General features: G+C 60.7%; 27 protein-coding genes. 10 read left to right on the plus strand and 17 right to left on the minus strand.

The features are described 5' to 3' along the window. Positions 1-136 precede the first annotated feature (136 nt). On the minus strand, positions 137-1,342 hold the full coding sequence (locus GY725_16365) for an amidohydrolase family protein (GenBank protein MCP4005765.1): 1,206 nt from the start codon (positions 1,340-1,342) through the stop codon (positions 137-139). A gap of 166 nt (positions 1,343-1,508) precedes the next feature. Between GY725_16365 and GY725_16370 the strand changes: the two genes are divergently transcribed. The 3 genes from GY725_16370 (at position 1,509) to GY725_16380 (ending at position 4,782) form a co-directional block, all read left to right on the plus strand. Continuing rightward, positions 1,509-2,759, plus strand: coding sequence for a class I SAM-dependent rRNA methyltransferase (locus tag GY725_16370; GenBank protein MCP4005766.1), 1,251 nt, complete (start codon positions 1,509-1,511; stop codon positions 2,757-2,759). A gap of 19 nt (positions 2,760-2,778) precedes the next feature. Next, positions 2,779-3,969, plus strand: coding sequence for a VWA domain-containing protein (locus GY725_16375; GenBank protein MCP4005767.1), 1,191 nt, complete (start codon positions 2,779-2,781; stop codon positions 3,967-3,969). A gap of 66 nt (positions 3,970-4,035) precedes the next feature. Next, a complete protein-coding gene (locus tag GY725_16380; protein ID MCP4005768.1) occupies positions 4,036-4,782 on the plus strand; it encodes a dienelactone hydrolase in 747 nt (248 codons plus the stop codon). Between the two features lie 91 nt (positions 4,783-4,873). On the opposite strand, the gene GY725_16385 is transcribed toward GY725_16380, so the two are convergent. Beyond that, positions 4,874-5,332 carry a hypothetical protein gene (locus GY725_16385; GenBank protein MCP4005769.1) on the minus strand — a complete coding sequence of 153 codons (459 nt, stop codon included), beginning with the start codon at positions 5,330-5,332 and terminating at the stop codon, positions 4,874-4,876. A 143-nt stretch (positions 5,333-5,475) separates the two neighbouring features. On the opposite strand from GY725_16385, the gene GY725_16390 reads away from it, so the two are divergent. After that, a complete protein-coding gene (locus GY725_16390) occupies positions 5,476-7,962 on the plus strand; it encodes an MMPL family transporter (GenBank protein ID MCP4005770.1) in 2,487 nt (828 codons plus the stop codon). A gap of 2 nt (positions 7,963-7,964) precedes the next feature. Here the strand turns inward: GY725_16390 and GY725_16395 are convergent, their stop codons facing one another. The 7 genes from GY725_16395 to GY725_16425 are packed head-to-tail and all read right to left on the minus strand — an operon-like array spanning position 7,965 to position 11,584. After that, positions 7,965-8,984 (minus strand): hypothetical protein, encoded by a 1,020-nt coding sequence (locus GY725_16395; GenBank protein ID MCP4005771.1) that lies wholly within the window; start codon positions 8,982-8,984, stop codon positions 7,965-7,967. Further along, the gene (locus GY725_16400) at positions 8,981-9,205 is read right to left on the minus strand and encodes a hypothetical protein (GenBank protein MCP4005772.1); all 225 of its coding nucleotides are present in this window, start codon (positions 9,203-9,205) and stop codon (positions 8,981-8,983) included. Before GY725_16400 ends, GY725_16395 begins: the two co-directional genes overlap by 4 nt. Before the next feature lie 18 nt (positions 9,206-9,223). Further along, the gene (locus tag GY725_16405) at positions 9,224-9,400 is read right to left on the minus strand and encodes a hypothetical protein (GenBank protein MCP4005773.1); all 177 of its coding nucleotides are present in this window, start codon (positions 9,398-9,400) and stop codon (positions 9,224-9,226) included. Further along, complete coding sequence (locus tag GY725_16410) at positions 9,397-9,576, minus strand: hypothetical protein (protein ID MCP4005774.1); 180 nt, start codon at positions 9,574-9,576, stop codon at positions 9,397-9,399. The genes GY725_16405 and GY725_16410 overlap by 4 nt, the downstream gene beginning before the upstream one ends. After that, positions 9,530-10,204 carry an amino acid permease gene (locus GY725_16415; protein MCP4005775.1) on the minus strand — a complete coding sequence of 225 codons (675 nt, stop codon included), beginning with the start codon at positions 10,202-10,204 and terminating at the stop codon, positions 9,530-9,532. Before GY725_16415 ends, GY725_16410 begins: the two co-directional genes overlap by 47 nt. Then, on the minus strand, positions 10,201-10,905 hold the full coding sequence (locus GY725_16420) for a TetR/AcrR family transcriptional regulator (protein MCP4005776.1): 705 nt from the start codon (positions 10,903-10,905) through the stop codon (positions 10,201-10,203). Before GY725_16420 ends, GY725_16415 begins: the two co-directional genes overlap by 4 nt. Before the next feature lies 1 nt (position 10,906). Beyond that, on the minus strand, positions 10,907-11,584 hold the full coding sequence (locus tag GY725_16425; protein MCP4005777.1) for a methyltransferase domain-containing protein: 678 nt from the start codon (positions 11,582-11,584) through the stop codon (positions 10,907-10,909). A gap of 151 nt (positions 11,585-11,735) precedes the next feature. Between GY725_16425 and GY725_16430 the strand changes: the two genes are divergently transcribed. Then, the gene (locus tag GY725_16430) at positions 11,736-13,517 is read left to right on the plus strand and encodes a hypothetical protein (GenBank protein ID MCP4005778.1); all 1,782 of its coding nucleotides are present in this window, start codon (positions 11,736-11,738) and stop codon (positions 13,515-13,517) included. Here GY725_16430 and GY725_16435 read toward each other — a convergent pair whose 3' ends face one another. The 6 genes from GY725_16435 to GY725_16460 form a co-directional block, all read right to left on the minus strand. Then, positions 13,518-15,236: a hypothetical protein gene (locus tag GY725_16435; protein ID MCP4005779.1), complete on the minus strand. Its 1,719-nt coding sequence runs from the start codon at positions 15,234-15,236 to the stop codon at positions 13,518-13,520. 72 nt (positions 15,237-15,308) lie between these two features. After that, on the minus strand, positions 15,309-16,430 hold the full coding sequence (locus tag GY725_16440; GenBank protein MCP4005780.1) for a 6-phosphofructokinase: 1,122 nt from the start codon (positions 16,428-16,430) through the stop codon (positions 15,309-15,311). Positions 16,431-16,557: 127 nt separating this feature from the next. Then, on the minus strand, positions 16,558-17,160 hold the full coding sequence (locus tag GY725_16445; GenBank protein ID MCP4005781.1) for a nuclear transport factor 2 family protein: 603 nt from the start codon (positions 17,158-17,160) through the stop codon (positions 16,558-16,560). A gap of 3 nt (positions 17,161-17,163) precedes the next feature. After that, positions 17,164-17,637 carry a hypothetical protein gene (locus tag GY725_16450; protein ID MCP4005782.1) on the minus strand — a complete coding sequence of 158 codons (474 nt, stop codon included), beginning with the start codon at positions 17,635-17,637 and terminating at the stop codon, positions 17,164-17,166. Positions 17,638-17,735: 98 nt separating this feature from the next. Then, entirely contained in the window at positions 17,736-18,422 is a 687-nt protein-coding gene (locus GY725_16455; GenBank protein ID MCP4005783.1) for a response regulator transcription factor, read from the minus strand. After that, positions 18,419-19,837 (minus strand): HAMP domain-containing protein, encoded by a 1,419-nt coding sequence (locus tag GY725_16460; GenBank protein MCP4005784.1) that lies wholly within the window; start codon positions 19,835-19,837, stop codon positions 18,419-18,421. Before GY725_16460 ends, GY725_16455 begins: the two co-directional genes overlap by 4 nt. 138 nt (positions 19,838-19,975) lie before the next feature. Here GY725_16460 and GY725_16465 point away from each other — a divergent pair, with 138 nt between their 5' ends. Next, the gene (locus GY725_16465; protein MCP4005785.1) at positions 19,976-21,049 is read left to right on the plus strand and encodes a DUF481 domain-containing protein; all 1,074 of its coding nucleotides are present in this window, start codon (positions 19,976-19,978) and stop codon (positions 21,047-21,049) included. Positions 21,050-21,051: 2 nt separating this feature from the next. Further along, entirely contained in the window at positions 21,052-21,579 is a 528-nt protein-coding gene (locus GY725_16470; GenBank protein MCP4005786.1) for a hypothetical protein, read from the plus strand. A gap of 32 nt (positions 21,580-21,611) precedes the next feature. Here the strand turns inward: GY725_16470 and GY725_16475 are convergent, their stop codons facing one another. Together GY725_16475 and GY725_16480 are read right to left on the minus strand one after the other, a co-directional pair. Further along, positions 21,612-22,007 carry a thioredoxin domain-containing protein gene (locus GY725_16475; GenBank protein MCP4005787.1) on the minus strand — a complete coding sequence of 132 codons (396 nt, stop codon included), beginning with the start codon at positions 22,005-22,007 and terminating at the stop codon, positions 21,612-21,614. 36 nt (positions 22,008-22,043) lie between these two features. Further along, the gene (locus tag GY725_16480) at positions 22,044-22,532 is read right to left on the minus strand and encodes a hypothetical protein (protein MCP4005788.1); all 489 of its coding nucleotides are present in this window, start codon (positions 22,530-22,532) and stop codon (positions 22,044-22,046) included. A 356-nt stretch (positions 22,533-22,888) separates the two neighbouring features. Between GY725_16480 and GY725_16485 the strand changes: the two genes are divergently transcribed. The 3 genes from GY725_16485 to GY725_16495 are packed head-to-tail and all read left to right on the plus strand — an operon-like array spanning position 22,889 to position 26,646. Continuing rightward, the gene (locus GY725_16485; protein ID MCP4005789.1) at positions 22,889-24,118 is read left to right on the plus strand and encodes an acetyl-CoA C-acetyltransferase; all 1,230 of its coding nucleotides are present in this window, start codon (positions 22,889-22,891) and stop codon (positions 24,116-24,118) included. Positions 24,119-24,146: 28 nt separating this feature from the next. Next, on the plus strand, positions 24,147-25,127 hold the full coding sequence (locus tag GY725_16490; protein ID MCP4005790.1) for an SDR family NAD(P)-dependent oxidoreductase: 981 nt from the start codon (positions 24,147-24,149) through the stop codon (positions 25,125-25,127). A gap of 34 nt (positions 25,128-25,161) precedes the next feature. Continuing rightward, positions 25,162-26,646, plus strand: a complete 1,485-nt coding sequence (locus GY725_16495; protein ID MCP4005791.1) for a hypothetical protein — start codon at positions 25,162-25,164, stop codon at positions 26,644-26,646. Positions 26,647-26,649: the final 3 nt, after the last annotated feature.

A 26,649-nucleotide genomic window follows, 5' to 3' on the forward strand; every position in this document is an offset into this window, starting at 1 on the left:
AGCGAGAAGCGGGAGTCGCCGCCTGAGCAAGAAGGGTGATCCGATCGCAGATCCGTAGATCTGCAGAGGGTCGCGCGACGCAGCGCAGGCGGATGCATCGCGCTTCGCAGCCGCAGCCTCCCTGTGCAGAGGTTCCCTAGGGGCTCAGGAGCAGATCTGCGTTCCCGCGCAGGATTGCCCGGCGCCAATCCGGCCGGTCCTCGGTCACCATCAGAACCTTCGCCAAGCTCATGGCCAGGTGGTAAAACGGCCAGTCCGTGCCGAATAGCAGACGCTGGCCGTCGGCGCGCTCGACGATCTGCCGCAGGACCGTCACGCCCTGGCCGTGGATCTCGAACCAGCAGTTCGGGTAGCGCTCCAGCAGGGGGATCGCCCCGGCCACATCTCGGGCACCGCCGTGCCCGAGCACGAAGGGCAACCCGGGAAAGCGCTTCAACGCGGGCTCGTAGTGTCGGATCAGATTGAAGGGATGCGCGTATTCCGGCTCGATTCCCGCCCGGCCACCGTGAAAGAACACGGCGATACCCAGATTCTGGCATTCCTCGTAGATCACCATAGCTTCGGGGGAGTCCGGGAAAAAGCGCTGACCGGCGGGATGCAGCTTGATGATGCGGGCGCCGGCCGCGGCGTAGCGGCGCAGCTTCTCGATCGCTCCGTCATCTCGCGGGTGCACCGAGCAGCCCGGAATCAGGCGATCTCCCACCCCCGCGGCTTTGATCGCCGCGCCGAACCGTTCGGTCAGGTCATCGCCGAAGGGAAGCCCGAATGCGATCGGGTGGATTACGGCCTGCGCAATGCGCATCGCGTCCAGTTCTTCTATTAGATTGGGAATCGTGTGTGTCGCAGCCGCCGAGCTTCCGATGCTCAGCTGCGCGACGGCTCCCCTGCGAAGCGCCCACAGATCTGCAGCCGTGAAATTGGCGTTGGCATACACGTCCAGATCCAGCCGACAGCCGGGATCCTGGGCGTCGCAATCGAGGATGTGTCGAACGGGCGGTGTGGGGCTCAATAGATCGATCTCGGGCGCGAACAGCATGGACATTCCCAGATGAGCGTGCATGTCGATCACCGGTGGCAGGTCTTCGACCGTGCAGATCAGCCGGCCAGCGTCGTCGAGGTCGAACCACGGCATCTCCGCCAGGCCCCGGTAGCCGCGGTAGACTTGTGGCCCGTAGGGACCCGTCCCCGAAGCTTCCAACTCGTCTCGTCGATGCGCCTCGAGAGCCGCCGCGTCTGCTTCGCTATAGCGGTCGTCGTCGGCGCCGCATCCGGGGAACGCCAGGCCGATGGCCGCTGCGAGAATGGATTGATTGAAGGAACGCCGATCGAGTTCAGCAGCCATGGGGGTGCGATCTCCTCCGAGTATGCGCAGTCTGTATCGGTCCGTTTTATCGGTCAAGATGGAAGCCCACGGCGAAGGCCCAGGGCTGATTGCGAGATCGTCGCGTTCGATATCCACCCGGCTCCGACGCGACGTGCTGCGACGACCGGTCCATACTGTGAATGTGATGCAAGGTGAATTCCCGGCGCTCGCCTCGCTTCCCGAAGCGAACGAGCGCAACGTAACGGTCCGAGTCGATCGCAGCGGACAGCGCGCTCTGCGCAAACGTCATCCGTGGCTTTTTGAATCGGGTATTCGCGAACAGAGTCACGAGGGCCGGCCTGGAGATCTCGCGGTCGTATTCGATCGCGCGCGCAAGTTCCTGGCGATCGGTTTGTACGACCCGGGATCGCCGATTCGCGTGCGCGTTCTACACGCGGGCAAGCCCACTCCGATCGACGCTTCCTTCTTCTCGAGGCGCTTTGCCGAGCTGGCTGCCCGTCGCGCAGATCTCCAGCGACAGGGCACCGACGCCTACCGTCTGGTGAACGGGGACAATGAGGGCATGGCCGGTCTGGTCGTGGATCGCTACGCGCAGACCCTGGTCGTCAAGCTCTACACTCCTGCGTGGCTTCCGCATCTTCGCAGTGCTCTGCACGCACTCCTGCAGGTAACGGCGGCTGAACGCGTCGTGCTTCGACTCAGTCGGGACGTGAGTTCGCGGACGAGTGAACTCTACGGTCTGGCCGATGGCACCTTGATCTACGGTGCCGAGCTCGACGGACCTTTGACCTTCCAGGAGAATGGGCTGCGTTTCGAGTGCGATCCGGTGCGCGGTCAGAAGACGGGGTTCTTCCTGGACCAACGGGACAATCGCAGTCGACTCGAAACTCTGGTTCGAGGAGGAGAGTTGCTGAACGCCTTCTCCTATACGGGTGGATTCTCGCTCTACGCCGCGCGCGGCGGGGCGCGAAACATCATCAGCCTGGATCAGAGCGCTCCCGCCCTGGCGGCCTCCGAGCGGAACTTCGCACTCAATCGTTCAGATACGTCCATCGCGACGGCGAAACACCAGACGATGGAGGCTGATGTATTCGAGGCCCTGCCGCAGATGCAAGACGCAGGGAGACGTTTCGATGCGCTGGTCATCGATCCACCGGCTTTGGCGAAGCGTCAGGACGAGGTCGATCGTGCGCGCGCTGCCTATGCGCGTCTGGTCGCGAACGGAGTCGCTCTCCTGCGCCCGGGCGGCCTGCTGGTCATGGCTTCGTGCTCGGCGCGGATCGATCGCGAGAGCTTTTTTGAACTCGTGCACAGGGCTGCACACGATTCCGGCCGCCCAATCGATGAACTGGCGCGCGCGACCGAACCGATAGACCATCCCGTCGGTTTCTCAGAGGGAGCCTATCTGAAATGCCTGTTTGCGCGGGTGCGCTGATGAATGAACCTCTGGACAAATGAACCCACTGGCCAAGCCACTGCATCACGCCCTGTTCATCGCGAGTATCTCGCTAGTGGTACTGGCCGCTTCGAAGGACAGCCTGTTCCTTGCGGTGGACTCCGTGACGAAAGTGGCCTCGGGTACGGAACAGAACCTGCGTTTCCTGTCGGGTCGAGCGTTCACGAAGACCGGCGATGCCACGCGCTTCGACATCGTCTTTGCAATTGATGTTTCCGGCAGCACGGCCCGACAATCGGGTGCCGATATCGATGGAGACGGCAAGACCGGAGGCGGTTTCGGTATCGGGAGACTGCTCGGCGGCGATCGCGGTAGTGGTGACAATATTCTCGCTGCGGAGGTCGCCGCCGTACGCGGGCTGCTGGGAACTTTCGACCCGCGCACCACACGCGTCGGAATCGTTGCCTTCGCCGGTAGTGAGAACCCGGGCGAGAACCACGCCTGGATCGAGGTGAGTCTGACGTCGGACTACGCGGAAGTGCGAAGATCGCTCGAAGCGGTTCAGCTGGCCGGCTCCTCCGGCGGAACCAATATGTACGCCGGACTGCGAGTTGCGGGAAAGGCACTGCTCGGTAGTCGCCTGAGTGCGAAGCGAAGTCGCGCACAGAAACACATGGTTCTGCTGACCGATGGAATCCCTACACTGCCCAAGCCTGGCCGCGGCGGATCGGCAGATGCGGCGGATCCTTCGGATCGGGCGATCGCCGCTGCACGCAGTCTCGCAAAGCGGGGGATTCGCATCCACACGTTTGCCATTGGCCGCGACGCCGTAGCCAATCCGCGCGCGGCCGCCGAGGTGGCAAAGGCGAGCGGAGGCTCCTACGAAGGTGTTGCCAATCCGGCTGAACTCGGGCGCCTGCTCGCCCAGATTCAGTTCGCTTCGCTGAAGGAACTGCACGTGAGGAACCTGACCACGGGAGCGCCCGCTCTCGAACTCGTGCGCAACGCCGACGGGAGTTTTGCTGCGTTGCTCGAGATGGCGCCCGGTGTCAATCGCATCGAAGTAGTGGCGCTGTCGAGCGATGGATCGAGAAAGCGAATCGAGGTGAGTCAGGAAGTGGGATCGGGATCACTTACGCTTCGTCAGCAAACCGATCGGGCGCGCCTGCTCGCCGCTGCGCGCGCCAGTCGCAAGCTCGGTCGCCGCCGCGAGTTGGAAATCGGCATCGACCCGAATTCCCCCGAATGAGTGCAGAGATGCCAGCTCAGCTATGAGACCATGGAGACGTGTTCCCAACGTGACCGGGGAGGTCAGATGCTCGACGGGTACGAAAAGTCCGAGTTCGCCGCACCGATCGCCAGCGGAGATATGGTTCACCACGACGTATACACGCGGGGCAGCGGACCGGTCGTCGTCATTGTCCAGGAGTTGCCCGGGATCGGACCGGAAACCCTGAGTCTGGCCGACCGCTTCATCGAATCGGGGTTTCGCGTCGCCCTCCCGCATCTCTTTGGGCCACTTGGAAAGGTCTCACTCGTTGGAAATATGCTGCGTGTCTTCTGTATCCGACGCGAGTTTCATCTTTTCCAGAACAACGCCACGAGTCCGATCGTCGACTGGCTGAAGGCGTTGTGTCGGAAACTGCGAACGGACTACACCGTATCGGGCGTTGGCGTGATCGGCATGTGTCTCACCGGAAACTTCGCGATTTCACTGATGGCCGACGATAGCGTTCTGGCCAGTGTTGCCTCGCAACCTTCGCTGCCGCTCATGAACAAGCACGCGCTACACATGTCTGAAGCTGAAGTCGATCAGGTTCGGACCAGGCTCGATGAACACGGCCCCATGCTCGCATACCGTTTCGAAGGCGACGTGCTCTGCAAAGCCGACAAATTCGACGCAATCGACAGTGCGTTCAACGACGATATCGAGCGAGTGCGCCTGACGACCCTGCCGGGCAAAGGACACTCCGTGTTCACGCTCGACTTTGCCGACGCCGGGGAACCGACTCGCGTGGCACTCGAAGAGGTCCTGGCCTACTTCCGTGACAAGCTGGCCTGAAGCCGGTCTTACGACAGCCCTGCCCGGAAGTTTGCGAGAGCCGTATAGCCCGCTACTACGACGGTGAGAATCCGGACGGCGGTCGGATGCCTCAGGGGTTCGTATCCATCCAATTGAGCAGCTCACGAGCTTCGATCATTGAGAGTTCGGGCTTGTTCATCAGTTCCCTGATGCGCGTCGAGGTTTCTCCTGAACTCCGAGGAGAATCGTAGTTTCGCCCCAGACTGCCCGGTGTAAAGATGTCGAGCCGGGAATCGCCCCAGCCCGCGCTCGTCAGAACTGCACTGGCCGCCTCGGCATCGGCTGCGATCACGCGACCTTCGTGCAAGGCGATTCCCTGGGGGTAGTCGACGAGTACGCGTTTGTCGTCCAACAAGCTTCGGACCTGAGCGACTCTAGCGTCATCACCGACGATCACGACCACAACGGAGTCCTCTTCTTCCTGGATCGATGAAGACAGAACCTTCGGTCCAAGTGCAGCCAATGAGCCCAACGCCGTCGCCAGCGCGAAACCCCAGAAGAAAACCGTCATGCGACTGCGTGGGTGCACGACGAGGGGATCGGTCTGCCGACGATCAGACCTGAGAAGCGATGCAGCCGAGTTCGGAAGCAAGCCAGAGATTCTTTTCCATGCTTGGCTTGTACGCCCAAAACGCGCAGGAGGCTCGCAGACGGGCTACCATCCGGATCCCGATGACAAAGGCGACGACTTCGATCTATCGACGAGTTCTTCTGGACCACCCCAGGTCCGCGCTGACCGTACTGTGTTTGCTACTCGCCTTCTTTGCCTATCACGCCAAGGACTTCAAGCTCGATGCCTCGGCGGAGTCGCTACTGCTGGAAGACGATCGCGATCTGCAGCTCATGCGCGAGGTTGATGCGCGCTACGAGACGCAGGAATTGCTCATCGTCACGTTTACGCCAGAGGGCGATCTGTTCAGTGACGCTTCTCTGGAACTCCTCCGCGAGTTGCGAGATGCTCTTCGCTCCGCGGATGGCGTCGATTCGGTCATGAGTATCCTGGACGTACCACTGATCAACAGCTCCGACGTTCCGCTTCTCGAAATGGCCAAGAACGTGCCGACGCTGGAGTCTCCCACTATCGATCGGGCGCGTGCCAGATCGGAGTTGCACGACAGCCCGGTCTATCGCGAACTGATTCTCAGCCGAGATGGCAAGACCACGGCCCTGGCCCTCAATCTGGAGCGCGATCAGGAATTCGTCCAATTGATGGCGGAGCGCAACCGGCTTCTGATTCGCCGCGGCGCCTCAGGATCGGACAGCGAAGGTCTGGAGGATCTTCCCGCGGTCTCGGTCGCCTACAATCAGGCCCGCGAACTTCTCGCCGAGAGGCGTCATCATCAGATCGCGAACCTGCGCGAGGTCATCGAGCCGTATCGCTCCAAGGCACAGGTGCACCTCGGCGGCGTGGCCATGATCGCCGATGACATGATCACCTTCGTGCGCAATGACCTGATCGTCTTTGGCACAGGTGTATTCCTGTTCGTGATCGTCGTGCTGGCGGCGATCTTCCGAGAGGTCCGGTGGATCGTCCTGCCGCTGGTGAGTTGCGCCTACGCGGGCCTCGCCATGATCGGGATTCTCGGGCTTGCGGGCTGGCCGGTGACGGTGATCTCGTCGAATTTCCTCGCACTGATGCTCATCATCACCATCTCGATGAACATCCACCTTTGTGTGCGTTTCCGTCAACTCCAGTCCGAACAACCGGAGCGCGAGCACATCGATCTGGTTGCAGATACGATCACGCTCATCGTTTCTCCCTGTCTCTATACCGCGCTGACGACGATCATTGGTTTTGGCTCACTCGTATTGAGTCAGATCAAACCGGTGCAGGACTTCGGATGGATGATGAGTGCAGGGCTTGCCGTTTCGTTCATCACGTCGTTCACGCTCTTTCCCGCGCTGCTCGCCTTGATGCCCAAGGGCAAGACGGTGAAAGTCGATGACGAGCTTCCATTCACGGCAGCCTTTGCCCGCCTGGCGGAGCATCGCGGTGCGCTGATCTATTCGAGTACAGGTCTGCTCCTGCTGGTCAGCCTGCTAGGTGTATCGAAGCTGACCGTGGAGAACGCCTTCATCAGCTACTTTCGCAAGAGCACCGAGATCTACCAGGGCATGGAGCTGATCGATCGCAAACTGGGCGGCACGACGCCTCTCGATATTCTGATCAGCTACGAATCCGGCGATACCGCAGAAGAGATTTTCGACGATGAGGAGGAAGATGACTTCGACGACTGGGACGTCGGTGCCGCCTCCGGACCGGAGAACTGGTTTACGCCGTTCAAGATCGACGTCGTCAAGCAAGCCCACGACTACCTGGACGATCAGCCTGAAGTTGGCAAGGTACTTTCCCTGGCCTCCGCGATCCGTGTTGCAGAAGAGGTCAACGATGGAGAAGAGTTCGACGGTGTCCAACTCGCGGTACTGTATCGCAAGCTCCCGGCCGAAGTGCGGGAGCCTCTGATCGATCCGTACTTCTCATTCGAGCACAATGAGGCGCGTATCCAGTTGCGAATCATCGACTCGCTCGACGGGCTTCGCAGAGTTGCACTATTGCAACGGATAACGGATGGCCTGATCGAGACGCTGGGTCTGCGCGAGGGAGCCGTCACCGTTAGCGGAACTCTCGTCCTCTACAACAATATGCTGCAAAGCCTCTATCAATCTCAGATCTCGACGCTGGGCGCGGTCCTGCTGGGGATCGCTCTGATGCTACTGGTCCTGTTTCGCTCGCTGAAACTCGCGCTGATTGGAATCATTCCGCAGATTCTCGCGGCGACGTTCGTGATGGGCGTCATGGGCCTCGTCGGAATTCCGCTCGACATCATGACCATAACGATCGCCGCGATCACGATCGGCATCGCCGTCGACAATGCCATTCACTACATCTATCGCTTCCGGGAGGAGTTCGCGCGCTCTGGGGACTACTCCGAGACGCTGCGGATCTGCCACGCGACAATCGGCCGAGCTGTCTTCTACACCTCAGCGACCATCATCTTCGGATTCTCCATCCTCTCCTTTTCGAACTTTTGGCCCACGATCTATTTCGGCGTACTGACGGGTCTGGCGATGACCCTGGCGCTGGTCGGAGTTCTGACGCTTCTGCCGCGGCTGATCCTGCTCGTGAAGCCCTTCGGTAACTCGGCAACTGTTTCCTGATTTCAGTCGAGTGCTGCGAACAGTAGACGTTCAACCAGCGCACCGCCGAGCCACGAAGTCAGGGGAATGGCCAGATACAGGCCGAAGCGGCGTATGGCGGGAGCGTCGAAGGGCCACTCGCGCACGGAGATGATGAAGTCTCGATAGGCGAGAAGGTCCGAGAGTGAAACGTCGCTGGCTCGTTCGCGAATCGCCGATTCGGATAACGCGTCACCGTTTCCTCTGATCGCCGCGTCCACGCGTTCCAGTTCCGCTCGCTTGGCTTCTCGCAAGCGCTCGTGAATCCCGCGCACGGGAAGCATCAATGCGCTCGCTCCGAGCAGTAGCGCAAAGACACCAGTGGTAGCGAACCAGGCTACGTCGACTGCATTGAGCGTGATCGTACTCGCCAGCACGAGCCAGACCAGTGCAGAACGCAGACCGTGGCGTGAAAATGGCGACAGAGCTTGCAGATCGAACAGGTCGAGGCGTCGTAAGTGCGCGGCGAGTTCAGAGAAGCGATTCGAGAAGCTCAGCGTCGAGTAGATGAGGATTCCCAGGTTCCATGTGACCCAGCCCCCGACGAGCCAAGAGAAGATCTGTTCGCCATTCCAGTACTCGCTCTGCAAGTAGAGTCCGGGATCCCGATCGATGGCGAGCGCGGTGAGCGGTACGATCGCCAGACCGGCGCAGCCCGCAAGCTGAATCGAGCGGGTGTCGAGCAGACAGAAGCGCTCCACCGCCGAGGGGGTCAAATCGATCTGGCCGCGCAAGGCATCGAAGTCGCGTTGTGCACCTTCCGCGAGCAGTTGTCGCGCGCCGGGAAGGAAGCCCGCCAGAACCGCGACCAGAATTCCAATGCGGGCCTCTCGATACTCCCAGAGCCCGGCCTCGCCGTTCAGGAACATGTCCAGACTTCCCTGGATCCAGGCGATGGTTGCGAAGATTCCGAGCATGAGCGCTGCGATCAGGGCACCAGTCCAGACGGAACCAATGCCCGCTCTGGAGAACAGCGCCACGCTCTTGTTTCGAGTTCCGCTCATTCCATTGCTCCTTCGATCATCCAACGCAGTCGGGGCTCCAGAAGCCAGCCAATGGCGATCAATGTTATGCGATCGACCTCTACTCCGTTACGGAAGACGATGTAGTCAGGGACTCCTGAAGAACCGAAGGCTTTTGAGAGCGTGCCTTCTCGGTCGAGGTGTACCATGACGAAGCGCGCCCGCCCCGAAAACTCCTCGGCCAGGGATTCGATGACCGGCAACTGCCGGCGGCATTTCCCTCACCACTCAGCGTAGAGATCGACGAAGACGATGCCCTCGCTGGCACGGATATCCGCAACCGCGGTCTCGGAAGGCAACGTCTCGAGTTCCTTCGCATTGGGAGTGCCGTTCGGAAAAGCCAGCGCAAGACAAACCAGAGCGATGTTGAGCAGCGTCAAACGGATGGGCGACCTCATGTTCTCACCGTGGCCGCCGCCGAAAGGCCGAGCAGGAATCCGACGAAGCCCAGCAGTTGGGCGAGATCGCTGAGCCACAAGACGACGATCGCAAACCCGGCTTGTAGCACGACGGCCCCATGAGGAACTTCATCTCCGCTTCCGATCCAGCGCGGCAAAAGGCCGTCGTCCGCCATGCGCGCATACACGCGCGGTCCCGTCAGGACCATGCTCGAGATCGACGTGAATAGCGCGAGCGCCATGACCAGCGACAGCGCGCGCTGTAGCGGGATTCCGGACCTGTCCTGTGACGGCAACGTTTTGGAGTCGGAGTCCTTCCCTGAGGGAAATCCCATGTACCAGGGCCGCAGCACCGATGGCCATCGTGCCGATCCACTCTGGTCGCAGCGTTGTTTCGAAGGAACTCGCGAGATACGCTTGAAGCCCCAGTCCTGCTGCCGCGATGGGTGCCGTGAAACCACCGAGTAGCGAAACCCAACCCGCGAGAAAGCCCGCCAGTGGGTGCACCGTGACCGAGAGGAAGGTGTACTCACCACCGGACTCCGGCAGGCGCCGCGCAAACGCGCCGTAGCAGAGCGCCCCGGCCATCGCGAGTCCTCCACCCAGGACCCACGCCAGAAGCACGGCTTCGCGACTCCCGAGGTCGGCAAGCGCGAAGCCCGAAGTCGTGAACACACCCACACCGATCATGTTGGCGATGACGATTCCGCCCGCGCTCAGTGGCGAGATCTGAAAGTCGACCTGATCCTCTTCAGTCGTTCTCGGTCTTTCGGCTCTTGCAAGCGATTCGTTCAGGGCAATCACGGGCTGGCCTGTACTGGATTGAGCAACCCCTCGATCGCGAACTCGATCACGGTGCCTTTCGTACGGATCGGATCGAAGCTCTGCGGGTTGCGATCCCACTTGATGTGAACTGCCCAGGTCGTGCAGATCTCGAGCGAAATGCGCATCGACAAGCCCGGGTCGGTATGCCTGGGGATCTGTCCGGCGGCGATTCTGGATTCCAGGTAGGCGACCAGGTGATCGTTGTAGGCCCGGCGGCCGAGAACATTCCAGGCCCCGTCGACTTCGGGATGATCTGAGCAACGGTCCAGGAGCTTGATTCCACGGCAGTTGCGTTCCAGGGTCTCGTAGAGTTCGCGGAAGATGACATCGAGTTCTCTGTGGATGTCATCAGCACGAGGTTTCTCGAGTGCATCCATGAGCGACTTTTGCGTCTCGCGCGCGACTGCATTCTTCAGGAAGGTGGAGAGATCCCCCTGTCTGGGTGTCGAGATCGGGAGTTCGCTCGGAACCGCAACCGGGCGGGTGCGGGAGGATTGGAGCAGGCAGAGCGCGAACAGCGCTTCCTTGCTTTCGACGTACACATACAGTGTTCCTTTGGATACGCCGACGGCTTCGGCGATCTCGGCCATCTGGGTGTGCCGGAAACCGCGCGCAATGAACACCTCAGTCGCGTGCTCGACTAGCTTCTCGAAGCGATCTTCTGGGATCTGCCTGGCCACGTCAGTCTTGTCCTGGGTCGACTGCGGACGTCAGGTCTTCCGCATCGGGAGAAAAGACTTGCAAGCTCTCCATGGGCAGGAAATCAAACGAGGTTACGCGCTGGTAACCCGCGGATCGCATCTCGTTGTTCATCGCGTCGATGTTGGACCAGTGGCCTTTCGAGGCGAGCCAGCGAAATGGAATGGGAAGATCATCGCGCCCATCGAGGTGCACGACCCGCCCTCGAGGTGAGAGATCCTGGTGCAGGGCCGTAAAGTATTCGGGTCGGTCTTCGATGTGATGATAGGTCAGGGAAGTCATCGCCACGTCGATTGATGCATCCGGCAACAACGGATCCTCGTAGCGACCCAGGACGACTACGATGTTCGACAGCTCCCGCTCGGCGACAAAGGAGCGCAACTCTTCGACGAGTTCGTTTTCGACCTCGACTGCGTAGACGCGGCCGTGCTCTCCGACGGCTTCTGATAGCCGGACCAACCAGTAGCCGCTCCCCGCCCCGATTTCCGCGACCGTATCTCCGGGTTTCAAGCCGATCGCCTCGACAACACGATCGGGGTGTTGCCAACCATCGCGTCCCGACGTCACCACGCGCAGGATGTCGATTTTCGAGAGCGTTCCGCAGCCGCTCGTGAGCGAGGCCAGTACGAGGAGTAGAACGAAATCCCGGGGCGTGTTCATCAATGGATCTCCTGTGATTCTCTCTGAATCATAACTGACCTGGTCAGTCATTTACAGAGGAGATCATGGAATTGAATATAGATGAGCAAAATCAGCTATTTGGAAGATTCGTCGGGTCATCCGAGCGATGCGCAGCGCGGATCGGTAGCATGTGGACCGGGAGTTCCCTCTGAAATCCGTTGAACGCAGACTCGCGGCGATCCTCAGCGCCGATGCCGTGGGCTACACGCGCCTGATGGCCGATGACGACGAGGCCACGGTCCGTGCGATCACGAGTTCGCGGGCGCTGATCTCCGAGTGTGTCGAGCGTTACGGGGGGCGCGTGGTCGATGCGACGGGGGACAATCTGCTGGCGGAGTTTCCCAGCGCGCTCGACGCCGTGCACAGCGCCATCGATATCCAGAAGAGGATCGCAGGGCGTGACGATGGGGTTTCACCGGAGCGCCGCATGCCTTTTCGCATCGGCCTGCACATGGGCGACGTGATGGTCGACGGTGAGCGCGTTTACGGCGACGGTGTGAACATCGCAGCTCGGCTCGAGAGCCTGGCCAACCCCGGTGGCTTGTGTCTTTCGTCCACTGTGTACGAGCAGGTCCGCGGTCGACTTGCTCACGAATTCGATGATCTTGGACTGCGGGAATTCAAGAACGTTCCGCATCCCGTGCACGTGTTCCGCGCCCAGATCGGTCCCCATGAAGCAGATGGAGCCTCGAGTGCGTACGAGCTTCCGGCGATCGCGGTGCTGCCTTTCGACAATCTGTCTTCGGCCAGCGATCAGGAGTTTCTGGGAGATGCGATTGCTGCGGACTTGATCGCGTTGCTGTCCGCATGGCGCTCATTTCCGATCATTGCCCGCAACTCCAGCTTTACTTACGGAGGTCGATCGGTCGATCTGAAGCAGGTGAGTCGAGAACTCGGTGCCCGCTACGTCGTTTCGGGGAGTGTTCGCGCCGCCGGGAACCGCGTACGCATCAGCGCGGAGGTTGCAGATGCGACCACTTCGCAGACGGTCTGGGCGGAAAAATTCGATCGCCTGCTCGAAGAGATCTTCGAACTCCAGGACGAGGTTACCGAGGCGATCGTCACCGCACTGAAGCCCGCGCTGCGCATGGCGGAAGCGGAGCGAGCCCGTCGTCAACCGACAGAGGACCTGGAAGCCTGGGCGCTGGTAAACCGCGCGTGGACCGAGTTGCAACGCGATATCTCGAATCGCGACGTGGCGCGCACCGCGCGTGATGCGACCGAACGCGCACTCGAGATCGATCCCGAATACGCACTGGGGCACGCAGTGCACGCATTCGCACACTCGTTGCTGATATTCGATTCACTGGGACCCGATTCCGGCGAAACCAACGAGAAGATTCTCGCGTCGATTCTCGCGTCGATTCGACGCGCGACTTCGATCGCGCCCGACGATCCACAACTCTGGCAGGTCCAGGGTGCCATCATGGGTAATCTGGGTCGCACCCGCGACGCGATTCGCGCGCACACTCGCAGCCTGGAACTCGATCCGAATAATGCCCAGGCGCTTGCGTGCCTCGGCGTCGCGTTGATTTTCGATCAACGCTCAGAGGAGGGCCTGCCTCACATCGAACGCGCGATGCGCTTGTCTCCCCGGGATCCGCTCTTGTACAGCTGGCTCGCCTATCGCGGGTTGCTCTGCATGGTCCTGGGACGTTTCGAGGAAGCGGCCTCCGACGCGCAGAACTCCGTCGACAGAACACCGAGTGCGACGGCCTGGATGACCCTGGCCACTTCGCTCGCAATTCTCGGACGGGTCGAAGAGGGTCGCGTCGCCCGGATCGCCTATGAGGAGATCGCTTCCAATCCGTCGGTCCGTATTCTGGAGCCGCAGATCCGTCTGCTCGCCCGCTCAGAGGAGGAGGCCGAGCGCCTCATCGAGGCCATGCACAAGGTCGGATTTCACGATTGATCACTCGTCGAGTGTCTCCAGGAGCGCCAGTCGGGCGCGTACCTGGGCGACCTGACGCGCAAACTCGTGTCCGGTGGGCTCGAATCCGGCCACTTCGATAAAGCGGCGATAAGCGGGTGCCGCCTTGTCCAGGTGCCCCAGTTGATCGAACAGGAAGCCCAGGTTGAACAGAGCTTCTGCGTTGGTCGTGTCGGCCTGAACGGCGCGTTGCAGATAGTCGAGTGCTCTCGCGTGGTCCCGGATCGCCAGTGCCGCCGCACCCGCTTGCCCGAGTGCGCGAGAGTCGGAATTGCGGATTGCGATGGCCCGTTCCAATGGAGCCAGCGCTTCAGCAAACATCCCCTGCTTGCCCAGATTCGCTCCGTATTCGTAGTGGGCTCGATAGCTCTCCGGGGATTTCGCCGCCGCGTCCCGATAGAAGGCGACCGGGTCCACCCACACTTCGTTGCGAGCGTTTGCTGCAAACGCCAGGGGGAAGGTCAGTGCGATCAACCCGAAGCACCCTCCCCAGCGGATTCGCGGAGGTGCTTCTGCGATGACCATTGCCACCAGCAGCACAAGGAAGGCCATGGACGGATAGAAGCGATGTTCGAAAGTGAGTTCGATCGGCAAAGGGCCGGATTCCACGATGTTGAACAAGAAGAAGCCGAGCGCAGCGAAGCCGTGGCGAGGCCTCTTCCAGGCAAGCACCATGGCCAGGGTGAGCAGGACGAGCCAGCCCGCGCTGGCCAGCAGGGTCGAGACTGGATCGAGCAGGCCTCGCGAAGGTTCGAACACGTGCTCGAGGTTCAAGCGCGACGGCGCAGGCCAGAGGAAAAGGGAAACGTAAAAGAAAACGACGCGCGTCTCCGTGAGGATTCGTTCGAACGGTCCGAAGTCCCTGTCTGGAATCCGGTAGTACTGGATCCGCTCGAACGCGGTTTCGAGCACGGGCAGTGCCAGTATTCCCAGTATCAGCGTTCCCAGCATCAGACCGATCCAGACCGGCGGTTGCCTCAAGCGTTCAAAAAGGGGCGCCAAACTCTCGTGCCAGGACTTCTGGTGAAAACACGCTTCGTACAACAGGATGGCCGGCGGGAGCATGACCGCGATCTCCTTGGTGCCGACGGCCAATAGTCCGAATACGAAGCTCAGCAGAAACCACGCCCTGTGCCCACGACCCTCCGGCGGGCGCGCATTTGCGTAGGCCGCCAGCGAAAGCAGAATAAGCAGTGTTGCTAGAGAGGCCATGCGTTGAACGACGTAGGTGACGGCCTGAGTCGCGAGTGGATGAGTCAGGAAGACCGCAACTGCCGAACCTGCGATCGCGGCCCGAGTGACTCGATCGCGCTCACGCCCAAGGAGTGTGAAGATCAGCCAGTAGAGAGCCATTCCGTTGCCCAGGTGCACGATCAGATTCGTCCGGTGGTAGCCACGTGCCTTCAGACCGGAGTGGAGATGATCCAGAGCAAAAGTCAGGTTGGCGACGGGGCGAGGCTTCAAATGGCCTTCCAGCAACGCTCGCCAAACGCTCTCGCTCGAGAGTTCGGTCATGTGCACGCCCGTGGCATGGACGATGTTAGGTGCATCGTCCATGTAGAAAGGCGCACGCAGCGCGGGTTCGTAGGCAAGTACGGTCAAAACGAGGCCGAGTACGGGCGCGAGCCCGGCTACGAGCCAGATGGACCGTCTGCCGGTCACCTGTGTTGGAGTCGAAAGCGGATGATCCACTTCAGGCAAGGATCTCTCCGCACGGACCGGGTTTCAAGTCCAGAAGTCAGGTGACGGGCCGCGCTGCCCAGCACTCGGGTTTCAGTCCCCGAGGCAGGTGCCGACGTCGCGCGCGGCCTGGACCCAGGCGTGATCAGTGGGTACGAGCTTCTTGACTCCCGCCACCTTGCTCAACGCGATGGGTCGCAGTTCATCGCCCAAGACCGCGAGCATGACGCCTGTCTCGCCATTGGCTGCCATCTTCGCGGCTGTCGTGCCCAGTCGCGTCCCCAGAACGCGATCCGTCGCGGAAGGAGTCCCTCCGCGCTGAAGATGTCCCAGTATCGTGAGCCGAGACTCCTGACCGGTCTGCTCCTCGAGTTGATGGGTGAGCCGAAGTGTGTGATCGGTGTGGTCGCGGTGGAACGCTTCGAGTTTTGCGCTGAGCTTCTGGCGGTCCCGCTTGCTCTCCGCCGTGCGTCTTGCCTCGATCAGTCCCGTGATTTCCTCGGACTGGTCCGCGTTCATGGCTCCTTCGGCGATCGCCACGATGCTGTAGCGTTTTCCAGCGCGAGCCCGTTCGCGCACTGCCGCGGCCACCTTGCCCACGTCGTAGGGGATCTCCGGGATCAAGATGACATCGGCGCCTCCCGCCAGGCCCGAGGCCAGTGCGAGCCAGCCCGCACGATGCCCCATCACTTCGACCACGATGATGCGTTGGTGACTGGTGGCCGTCGAATGCAGGCGGTCGATCGCCTCGGCTGCGATCTGTCGCGCGGTATCGAATCCGATGCTTGCTTCGGTGAATGCGATGTCGTTGTCGATGGTTTTGGGAAGAGTCAGGATATTGAGTCCGGCTTCCTGAAGCCGTAAGGCGTTCTTCTGGGTGCCACCGCCGCCGATGCAAACCAGACAGTCGAGTCCGTGTCTTTGGTAGGTGTTGACCGCATCACCGGTTCGGTCTTCGCTTCGACCGTTTGTCGGCATCTTGTGTGGCTTGTCGCGGCCGGTCCCCAGGATCGTTCCACCGTCCGTCAGGATTCCCGACAATTCATCCGACTCGAGCCGTACGAAGCGGTTTTCGACCAGACCTCGGAAGCCGTCCAGGAAACCGAGGGTCTCGATCCCGTGCGTGCCAAGCGCAGCCTTGCCGAAGCCGCGGATCGCAGCGTTCAAACCCGGGCAATCACCCCCGCTCGTCAACAGACCGACACGTCTGGCCATCGAAACCCCCAGGAATCAGTTTGCAGTGACTCGAGGTTTCGCGCCAGGGGTGGTGGGCGGAAGCGTCGCGGCTTTCCGGGCCTGACGGGACCTGGCCGCATTCGGGCCGACCCAATACGCGTCTGTTCTACTCCGCTCCGTCTTCTGAGGTATCGCCGCTGCCGTAGGTTCCCAGGTAGTGGGTTGAGAGTGGCGGGTTTTCGTCGAGCCTACGACTCGACTCGTAGATGCGCCGGTACTGTGTGTCCTTGACCTGCCAGCGCCCGTCGCGTTTCAGGTAGCGGTCGTAGTAAAGGGCCGTTCCGGTCGTGTGGAAGTTGTGCTCCAGGATCCACATATGATCGGCCAGATACCAGATACCGGTCGCTTCATTCTGGTTGAGAATCTGGATCTCTGGATGATGGCCGTTGTGATGCCCAATGGCCTGTTTGGTAAACGCCTTTGAGACGGCTTCGATGTACTCGGCTCTGCCCTGCAATTTCCACTCGTACGCGCCGCCAATGAAGTGAACCGAAACGTCCTCGTGGAACAAGTCGGCCATTTCCTCGAAGTTCGCTGTGTCCAGACAGCGGAAGTAGGCGTGCTTGAGCTGTTTGATGGCCTCGATATCCATCAAGGTCTGGATGCCGCGTCGCAGGTCTTCGATGCCATCACCAGAGAGATTCAGGGGCAGTCCTTTGGCTATTCCCATGGTCTCGCGGGTCAGCGGGGTGTCGGGTCGTTTGCTCATGGTCTACTCCTCCGGGCACTCGAGCAGTTCGATCACGCTCTTGCCCATTTCGGCGGGTGATTCGAGATAGGCGAATGCGATCGTGGGTCCGAAACGCTTGAAGAAGATCTTCTCGAAGCCGGCAGATTCGAGTTCCTTCAACTTCGCGTCGATCTGCGCAACACGGAAACGCACGTGATGAAGCCCTTCGCCGTGCTTCTTCAGGTGCTCGCTATGCGTGGTCTGCCCCGCGAGGACCTGGATCAATTCGATTTCCAGCGGGCCAGAGGAATTGACTGCGATCTTGAGCTTCACATCTGCCTGCACCCGGCGAACCGTGCAATCCGGCAGCGGTGTCTCGCCAATCTTGAAGGGACCGAAAAGGGCTTCGTATCTGGGTAGGGACTCCGCCATATCGGTGACCACATAGGAGACCTGATCAATCGCTCCCAGGCCGAAGTGATGTGCCGTACCCGCGTCCATTCCGACTTCTCCCATCGGGATTCTTCCCATCGCGCCGAGCATACTGCATTGCGCAGAAATCGATCGCCTCTGCGCGGATTCGGGCTTCTTGCACTGTGGGGTCGCGCTCGGGATCAGGCGTTGCGCGGGCGAGTGTCCAGGATGTATCCCATTCCCTTGACGGTGTGCAGGAGCTTCGGCTCGAAGTCGCGGTCGATCTTCTTGCGCAGATGCGCAATGTGCACGTCGATGACGTTCGAGTACGAATCGAAGCTATAACCCCAGACCTTCTCGATGATCATCGTGCGCGAAAGGACCTGGCCGGGGCTTCGCATCAGGTATTCGAGAAGTGCGAACTCCTTGCGCGTCAGTTCGATGATCTGGTCGGCCCGACGTACGATGTGACGACTCAGGTCAAGCTCCAGATCGGCCATCTGCAGTACTTCGCCGACGGGTGTCACCTGTGTCCGTCTCGAGATCGCATCGATCCGGGCCAGGAGTTCGGCGAATGCAAACGGCTTGGCCAGATAGTCGTCTGCGCCGAGATTGAGGCCGCGAATCCGTTCCGAGACTTCCGTACGGGCCGACAGGAAGAGCACGGGAGTGGGAATGCGGTCATCGCGAAGTCGAGTCAGTACTTCGAAACCGTCTATTCCGGGAAGCCCGACATCGAGGATGATCAGGTCGTAATTCCCGCTCAGGCCGCGCTCGAGTCCTGTTTCTCCATCCGCGGCGGTGTCGACGACATGGCCGTGTTCCTGCAGGCCCTTGTGAATGAACTCGCGAGCCGTCGCGTCGTCTTCCACATAGAGAACCTTCACACTCCAACCTCCGCGCTGCGTGGCAGCCAGACTGAGAGTGAGGTTCCCTCGCCCCGTACACTCGCAATCTCGAGCCGACCTCCATGGGCGACGGCGATTGCCCGCGCAATCGCCAGGCCCAGGCCGAACCCCGTTGAACTCGCCACGGAGTCCGCGCGTTCGAAACGATCGAAGATCCCCTCGATTCGTTCTGGCGCAATCCCCGGTCCCGTATCCGAAACCACGACGACCAACCAGTCGTTTTCGAGATGGCCTTCGATCTTCACCAGGTCCCCGCTCGAAGAATACTGAACGGCATTGGACACCAGGTTCGAGAATAGCTGGTGAAGCCAGGAAGCGTCCGCAAGAATCGGCTCGGCGGGGAGTGCAATGGTGTTGAGATGCACGCCCTTTTCTTCGGCGACGGGTTCGAAGAACTCTCGAACCGTTTCGACGATTTCCGTGATGAGCGTCGGCTCGCGACTGCCCGCATCCAACCCTGCCTCGAAGTGTGCCAGGCGCAGCATTGCGTCCACACCGGTGGATAGCTGCTGGACTCCGGAAAGGACTTGCTGGAAGACTCGGCGGTACTCCTGTGGTTCGCGTTCCTTTTCCAACGTGACTTCCAACTGACTCGACATGGCCGTCAGTGGCGTGCGTAGCTGGTGCGCGGCATTGGCATTGAAGCGGCGCATTTCGACCAGCGTGTTCTGGATTCTGCCGAGCATGTCGTTGAGTGTGGCCGCCAGCTGGTCCAATTCGTCTCCCGACCCGGATTCGGGTACGGATTCGTGAAGGCGTGTACCGCTGATGCGCCGCGCGGTATCGGTGATCTCCGCAAGGGGCCTCAGGCTTCCGCGCGCGAGCAGCCAGCCAATCGCAGCCGTCGTTGCCAGTACGATCGGGAGCGACCAGAGGAACACGTCGCGGATATTGCGCACATTGTTTGCGTAGCGTTCGGTGTTCATCAGGACCCGCACCGCTCCGCCCGGGACCCTGGCGGCCATCGACAGATACGGTCGCGACTCTCCGATGTTCACCGCCCGGAGCAGAGTCTGGCGGCGACCGTCGAGAACGGCCTGAGAGACCGGAGGCGTCCGGAGATCGATGGATCCCGCGAATACGAGTCGCTTCCCGCGATCCGAAACCAGCTCTACACCGAGAGCGAGTTCGGGGTCGGTATTTCTCGCCAACTGTCGCGCGCGCTCATTCATCCACCGGGTTGCCGATTCGAAGTCGCCCGCGACGACCTGGGAGGTGAAGTCCTGGGCCAGTTCGGTCGTCTGTACCTCTATGAGTAGCTTCGCTTCGCGGTTGACCCTCTGCGCGACCTGCGCGTAGACGAAAAGAGCCACAGCACTCAACGTCACCGAAACCGCTGCGGTGTACCGAAGCGTCAGCTTTGCACCGATCGAGAGTCGTCTGAAGCCGGGCACGGACTCAGACTAGCGAAACGGGCATGAAGCGCAGATGAAAAAGGCTCGACAAGGTCTGGATCCGGAAGCCCGGGCGACCGAGACTGTGTTTCCGTCCGAAACCGCAGAATCCCGCCACATCCAGAACAGAGGCATGCCTTGCCAAGACGCGCATACTTGCTCCTACTGGTCTGCTGGCTGCTATTTGCACCCGCGACCGCCGGCGCAATCGATTGGAAGATCGGTCGGACCCCTGATGTGTTTCGAACCCATCCGGATTCGATCACAACCCGGGTCGGCGGATGGATGGACGCTTCCTATGAGGACAATGACAGTCCCGGTTCGGCACGTTCCATCAACGTCAATCACCTGAATATCTTCCTGGACACTCGCTACGGCGAGGAGTGGCAGGTATTTGTCGAAGCGGAGTTCGAGCACGAAAGCGATCTGATCGGCTTTCCGCTGGAACGCGAGTACGAACTCGAGCAGGGGTATGTGCGCTACCGCCTCGGCGATGCACTCGAGGTCCGGCTCGGCCAGTTCAACACACCGTTTGGCTACTGGACCCCGGTCCACTGGACCATCGTGATGGAGACGATCCGCCCCCCACTGCACGAACAAGAGAGGATCACGCCCGAACAGCAACAAGGGCTGGGGCTGATCGGGCGTTGGTTCCCCCGGGATCCCGCCCCAACGGATCTCGAGATTCGCTACGCGGCCTATACCAGCTACGGAAACAGCTCTTCCTTGCTCCAGGAGTCGAAGACTGACGGCTGGTCCCTTGGTGGCGATTTGCGTCTGGGAATTCGCGAAGAGCATTTCGCTGGCGTGTCCTACTTCCAGCGACAACGCGAACTGCCAAAGGATCGCTCCGAACGCAGCATCGCGTTTTACGGTCAGACGCAGTTGACTTCCACGCTCCTGCTCAGAGCCGAGTACGTTCGCCAGCAACGCGATAGCAACACGGTTCCGGAGTTGTCGCGTGATATCAACATCGCCTATGCGAAGCTGCGCTGGCGTTTTCATTCGCGCTTCTATCTGAACTATCGTTTCAACTGGGGGGACGACGACTCGACGGGAATCGCCTTCCAGCGCAGGGTCAATACCTTCACTCTGGGCTATCAGCCGAAACCGTGGCTCCGGCTCAAGGCTGAGTATTCAGATCACGATTTTGACGACGCCCCGCGTCGTGATTTTCGCTACTGGGGCCTGTCGATCGGGACCTTGTTCTGAGCATGGTGAGCCTTCTTCACTTCGTGCGCTGCCTGCTCGTCGGGTCGATGCTCGCACTACCAGGTGCGGCCCACGCGGACGATGCGCTTGCGTTGATCATCCACTCAGAAGGCGCGGTGATCTCAGAGATCTCGTTACCTGCACTTCGTCGAGTCTATCTGGGAAAAACGACTCGGCATGCGGGATCTCGCATCGAGCCGCTCCATCTGCGCTCGGGTAGTTCGGCTCGTCAGGTTTTCACCCGCGCCGTCTTCGGCAAGTCGGAGCAGGAGATGCAGGACTACTGGATTCAACAAGCGCTGTCCGGCGGAGATCTTCCGCCTCGCGAGTTTGGATCTCCGGAGTCGGTCATCGAAGCGGTCTCACAGAAACCCGGTGTGTTGGGATACGTGCCTCTGAAGGCCTTGAATCCGCAGGCTCTAGAACGCGTGCGGGTATTGCGCGTGGGGAAGGGTGAGGCCGCCCCATTGCCGGGCGAGAACCGCTATCCAATCCGTATCGTCGAGCGTGACGCGCGCCCCCAACCCTGACCGGGCTTCTCCCTACCGACGTTGACTACGAGCTATCGCGCCAGTTCTTCGTCGATCGTTTCCACGAAAGCCTCGAACGGCTTGGCGCCACCCAGGAAGCGTCCGTTGATGAAGAAGGCCGGCGTTCCGGTTACACCTAGCGCCTGCCCGCTGCGCGCGCTGGCCTGCACCTGTTCAGCGAACTCATTCGAATCGAGGCATTGGGCGAACGGATCGGCGTCCAGTCCCAGTTCCGCGGCGAATCCCTTGAGCTGATCCGCGTCCAGCGACCCTCGGAGGTTCTCGAAGATCTTGTCGTGATAAGCCCAGAACTTCCCCTGTGCGTGTGCGCATCGGGCTGCTTCGGCGGCGGCTTGCGCCCGCCCATGGCTTGGAAGTGGATAGTCCCGATAGATGATGCGCACCTTGTCGCCGTACTTCTCGACCACCTGCTTGAGGGTCGGACCGACCCTCGCGCAGTAGGGTCACTGAAAGTCTGAATACTCGACGATCGTCACCGCAGCGGTCACGGGTCCGATGGCCGGCTCTGTCGGTGAGACGGGAACATCGGCGCGCGGCGGATCGAGGGAGATTTCCAGCTTCGCCTTCGCGCTCAGTCCGGCCAGAATTTCGTCTCGTCGCTCGACGACCCGATTGCGGAGCAAGAAGGCTTCGATGCGTCCGGCTACGTCTTCGAACTCGCGGCCTTCACCCGGTTTGAAGTTGGCATCGTAGAAAGTCCTTACCTCAGCTCCGGTCACTGGTGCGACGTGAGCCTCGATCTTTCGTTCGAAGAACTCGTCCGAAGTCACGCCTTCCTGGGCGGCGGCGGATTCGATCAAGCGTTCATTGATCAACTGCTCCAGAGCGCCCCGCCTGGCGTCGTACAAGCCTTGGTAAGCTTCCCTGTTGGTAGGGCTCGCGAATGCATCGAGTTCCTGCAGGGTGATCGGATTGCCGTTGAGGGTCGCCACGACAGCTCCCGAGGCCCGGGAATCCGCAGGACCGGACGATGGTGGTTTGCAGCCGCTGGCGGCCAGAAGGGCCACGGCAACCAGCGAGATCCCTCTCGCTGTAAGACCTGCAGAACGTTTGAGAATCGCCTGATCCAAATGCATCTCCTGCGCCGAGTCCGGCTCCGGCAATCTTAGCCGACGCTCACGGAGGCGCTAATGCGGGCCCGCCGCCTACCTTCGCGATCTCGTCGAGCGCGGACTCCGGATCGCAGTCGCACACGATTGCGTCGGATTGTCGGTGAGAGGCGCAGCGCCCGATCGGGATTCCCTAAATGAACCCTGTAGAATCGGGATTCCACTCTCAGGGAGGTACCATGCCAGAAGCCTGGATCATCGATGGAGTTCGTTCGCCACGCGGCCGCGGAAAACCCGGCAAAGGTGGCCTGTCTCATATCCATCCCCAGCAGGCGATGGCTCAGGTACTCAACGCATTGCGCGATCGCGTCGGTTTCGACGAAAAAGACGTCGAAGACGTGGTCGTCGGCTGTGGTTCCGGTAGTGGAGATCACGCACACGACATCGCACGCATGTCGGTGCTCGATGCCGGTTGGTCGACCAATGCGCCCGGCGTCACGATCCACCGCTTCTGTGGTTCGGGCCAACAGGCCGTCACGTTTGCGGGTACGGGGATCATGGCCGGGCAACAGGATCTGGTGATCGGCGGTGGTGTCGAGTTCATGTCGCGCTACGCCCCGATCCATGCACACGGTTTCCATGCGAATAACGAGCATCTCTTTGAGCAGCATCCGCAGGTGCCTCAGGGGATTTCCGCAGATCTGATCGCGACGATCGAAGGATTTTCGCGCGAAGACTGTGACTCGTACGCGGTGCAGAGCCAGGAGCGCGCGGCCGCGGCGATCGCCGATAAGCGCTTCGACCGCAGTCTGGTGCCGATCGTCAATCTGGATGGCACGCCTGCACTCGATCACGATGAGCATCCCCGTCCGGGCACGACCCTGGAATCTCTATCTAAACTGCCCGCGTCGTTCGAAGAGCTCGCTTCCAAGGTGCACAAGGGCTACGCGAAGAGCTTCGATGATTATTGCAAGCAGGTGTACCCGCAGGTCGACAAGGTGGAGCACGTGCACCACGCCGGGAACTCATCGGGTGTGGTTGATGGAGCCAGCGCAATTCTGCTGTCTTCACCGGAATACGCAAAGGCCAACGGATTGAAGCCTCGAGCGCGCATTCGCATGACCGCCGTCGCGGGAACCGAACCGGTCATCATGCTGACGGCTCCAGGCCCTGCCACGGAGAAGGTCTTGAAGAAGGCCGGAATGAGCGCCAGTGATATCGATCTTTTCGAAGTCAACGAAGCGTTTGCATCCGTAGTCCTCAAGTTTGCGAAGGATCTCGAAGTCGATCAGGACAAGCTCAACGTGAACGGCGGTGCGATTGCCTTGGGACATCCGATCGGCGGAACCGGTCCCATGCTGATCCAGACAGTGCTCGACGAGTTGGAGCGCCGAGATCTCAATATCGGGTTGGTGGCCATGTGCACGGGCGGTGGAATGGGAACCGCCACGATCATCGAACGCATCTGACTCTCAACGGGAGTCAGGAGGAGAGACCGTGAAGAACTTCCGAGACAAGATCGCAGTCATTACAGGCGCTGGAACCGGAATGGGGCGGCAGCTCGCGCTGCAACTCGTGGCCGAAGGCTGTCACGTTGCGCTCTGCGACGTGATCGTCGAGAACCTGGAGGAGACTCAGCGTCTGTGCGAGAAATCGGCGCTCGATGGAGTTCGCGTCAGCATTCACGAATGTGATGTCTCCGACGAGTCCCAGATGCAGAAGTTCCGCGACGGCGTGCTGGAACGGCACGACACCGACCATATCAATCTGCTCTTCAACAACGCCGGAATTTCAGGCGGAGGCAGTTTTCTCAATGACGACAGGGCGGACTGGGATCGCGCTTTCGGGGTCTGCTGGAACGGCGTCTATTTCGGTTCTCGCGCTTTTCTTCCGCTCCTGGTCGCCAGTAGCGAAGGACACATCATCAACACCAGTAGCGTCAACGGTTTCTGGGCTTCGCTCGGACCCGGGATCCCGCATACGGCCTACAGCGCTGCAAAGTTCGCGGTCAAGGGGTTTACCGAGGCGCTATTGACCGATCTGAAGCTCAATGCGCCGCATGTGAAGGCGTCCCTGGTCATTCCCGGTCACATCGGTACCTCGATCGCGATCAACAGTGGTCGCGTGCTCGGAAAGCCCGGTGCGCTGGAGATGGAGAGCGAAGATCTGGACGTCGTCCGTGAGCGCATGAAACAACGAGGAATCTCTCCGGATGCGTTTTCTGACGAGCAATTGCGCCAGCTTGCTCACCAGATGACGATTGATTTCCGCGACAACGCGCCGGTGTCGGCGGCCGAAGCCGCGACGATCATCCTCGACGGAGTGCGTGCCGAGAAGTGGCGGATCCTGGTCGGAGAGGACGCCCACGCGCTGGATCGCATCGTTCGCGAGGATCCCGAGGGCGCATATGACGGTTCCCTGTGGGACCGGATACAGGAAGAAGGCCATTTGAAGATCGATCTGGAAACGGGAGAGTAGGCCGCGGCTGCGCCGAGGCGGAAGCCGAATCAAGATGGATCCGCTCGACGAGCCAACCGGTACCCTCGGAGTGGACAGGGTCGCCTTGTCGGCCAAGCTCTTCTACGGCTTCGGGTCGATCGCCGAAGGTACAAAGAACACTTCGTTCAACGTCTTCCTGCTCTTCTACTACAACCAGGTGCTCGGACTCTCGGGCACCCTGGCCGGTTCGGCGATCTTCATTGCGCTGTGTTTCGATGCAATTACCGACCCTCTGATCGGTTCGATCTCCGACAACACGCGCAGCCGTTGGGGACGTCGACACCCGTTCATGTACGCATCTGCGCTACCTCTGGCGAGCTTCCTGTTCATGTTGTTCAACCCGCCGGAGCTCGGCTCCAGTGGGCTCTTCGCCTGGCTCTGCGTTTGTGCCGTCGGTGTGCGCGCTTCGATCACGCTCTATCAGGTGCCCAGTTCTGCGATGCTCCCCGAGATGACTCCGAACTACGACGAGCGCACCACACTGGTCAGCTATCGCTTCCTTTTTGGCTGGACCGGAGGGCTCGTAGCTTCGCTCCTGGGCTATCTCGTGTTTTTCGCGGCGACCGAGGAGTTTCCCGAAGGCCAGCTCAACCCGGCGGCCTACCCCGGCTACGGGCTGGCGATCGCGTTGATGGTATTTGTTGCGGTTCTGGTGTGTGCTCTGGGAACTCATCGCTTGATTCACACCTTCAAGGAACAACCCGAACGAACGCCATTTAGCCTGCGTCGTTTCGCCAGGGAGTTCCGGCAGGCGTTTTCGAATCGCTCCTACCTGATGCTGGTCATCGGATCTCTCTTTGCATCGGTAGCGGGCGGCTTCAATGACGTGGTCGGGCTCTACATGAACACCTACTTCTGGGAGTTCACGTCTGCTCAGATCGCAACCCTGGTTTCGTTCCTGTTCGTGTCGGTCGTCATCGCCTTTTCGACGACCCGTCCTCTGAGTGAGCGCTACGACAAGAAGAGCATGCTGATGAGCCTGGCCTCGTTCGCGATTCTCTTTGGGCCGACCACGGTCATCTTGCGACTGCTCGGCTGGTTCCCGGAGAACGGAGATCCGATTCTGCTGCCGATTGTCATCGCACACGCCGTCATCCTGGTCAGTGCCGTGGTCTCGATCGGCATCCTGCTCTCGTCGATGATTGCGGACACGGTCGACGAGAACGAGCTCGACACAGGCGATCGACAAGAGGGAATCTTCTTTTCGGCGATCACGTTTACTGCAAAAGCGACTTCCGGACTCGGAGGCCTGGTCGCGGGCATCGCACTGGATCTGATCGCGTTTCCCACCCAGGCGGCCGCCGGAGCCGTTCCGGCCGAGAAGGTCTTTTCACTGGGCCTCGTGGTGGGGCCGGGTACCAGCGTGTTTTTCCTGATTACGCTGGTCTTCATTGCGCGTTACAAGATCACCCGCCAACGCCACATCGAGATCCTCGCCGAACTCGAAAGGCGCGCGCAGGATTCTCGGCGAAGCGACGACACTCCTCTGGCCTCGTGACCT

Source organism: bacterium (genome assembly GCA_024226335.1).
GTDB lineage: Bacteria > Myxococcota_A > UBA9160 > SZUA-336 > SZUA-336 > JAAELY01.

Coding starts and splice junctions, on each gene's coding strand:
- GY725_16470 (MCP4005786.1), top strand. CDS start 21,052: ATGGTGAGCCTTCTTCACTTCGTGCGCTGCCTGCTCGTCGGGTCGATG.
- GY725_16445 (MCP4005781.1), bottom strand. CDS start 17,160: ATGAGCAAACGACCCGACACCCCGCTGACCCGCGAGACCATGGGAATA.
- GY725_16370 (MCP4005766.1), top strand. CDS start 1,509: ATGCAAGGTGAATTCCCGGCGCTCGCCTCGCTTCCCGAAGCGAACGAG.
- GY725_16405 (MCP4005773.1), bottom strand. CDS start 9,400: ATGAGGTCGCCCATCCGTTTGACGCTGCTCAACATCGCTCTGGTTTGT.
- GY725_16410 (MCP4005774.1), bottom strand. CDS start 9,576: ATGGCGGACGACGGCCTTTTGCCGCGCTGGATCGGAAGCGGAGATGAA.
- GY725_16440 (MCP4005780.1), bottom strand. CDS start 16,430: ATGGCCAGACGTGTCGGTCTGTTGACGAGCGGGGGTGATTGCCCGGGT.
- GY725_16495 (MCP4005791.1), top strand. CDS start 25,162: ATGGATCCGCTCGACGAGCCAACCGGTACCCTCGGAGTGGACAGGGTC.
- GY725_16485 (MCP4005789.1), top strand. CDS start 22,889: ATGCCAGAAGCCTGGATCATCGATGGAGTTCGTTCGCCACGCGGCCGC.
- GY725_16395 (MCP4005771.1), bottom strand. CDS start 8,984: ATGAGCGGAACTCGAAACAAGAGCGTGGCGCTGTTCTCCAGAGCGGGC.
- GY725_16425 (MCP4005777.1), bottom strand. CDS start 11,584: ATGAACACGCCCCGGGATTTCGTTCTACTCCTCGTACTGGCCTCGCTC.
- GY725_16365 (MCP4005765.1), bottom strand. CDS start 1,342: ATGGCTGCTGAACTCGATCGGCGTTCCTTCAATCAATCCATTCTCGCA.
- GY725_16375 (MCP4005767.1), top strand. CDS start 2,779: ATGAACCCACTGGCCAAGCCACTGCATCACGCCCTGTTCATCGCGAGT.
- GY725_16390 (MCP4005770.1), top strand. CDS start 5,476: ATGACAAAGGCGACGACTTCGATCTATCGACGAGTTCTTCTGGACCAC.
- GY725_16450 (MCP4005782.1), bottom strand. CDS start 17,637: ATGGGAGAAGTCGGAATGGACGCGGGTACGGCACATCACTTCGGCCTG.
- GY725_16380 (MCP4005768.1), top strand. CDS start 4,036: ATGCTCGACGGGTACGAAAAGTCCGAGTTCGCCGCACCGATCGCCAGC.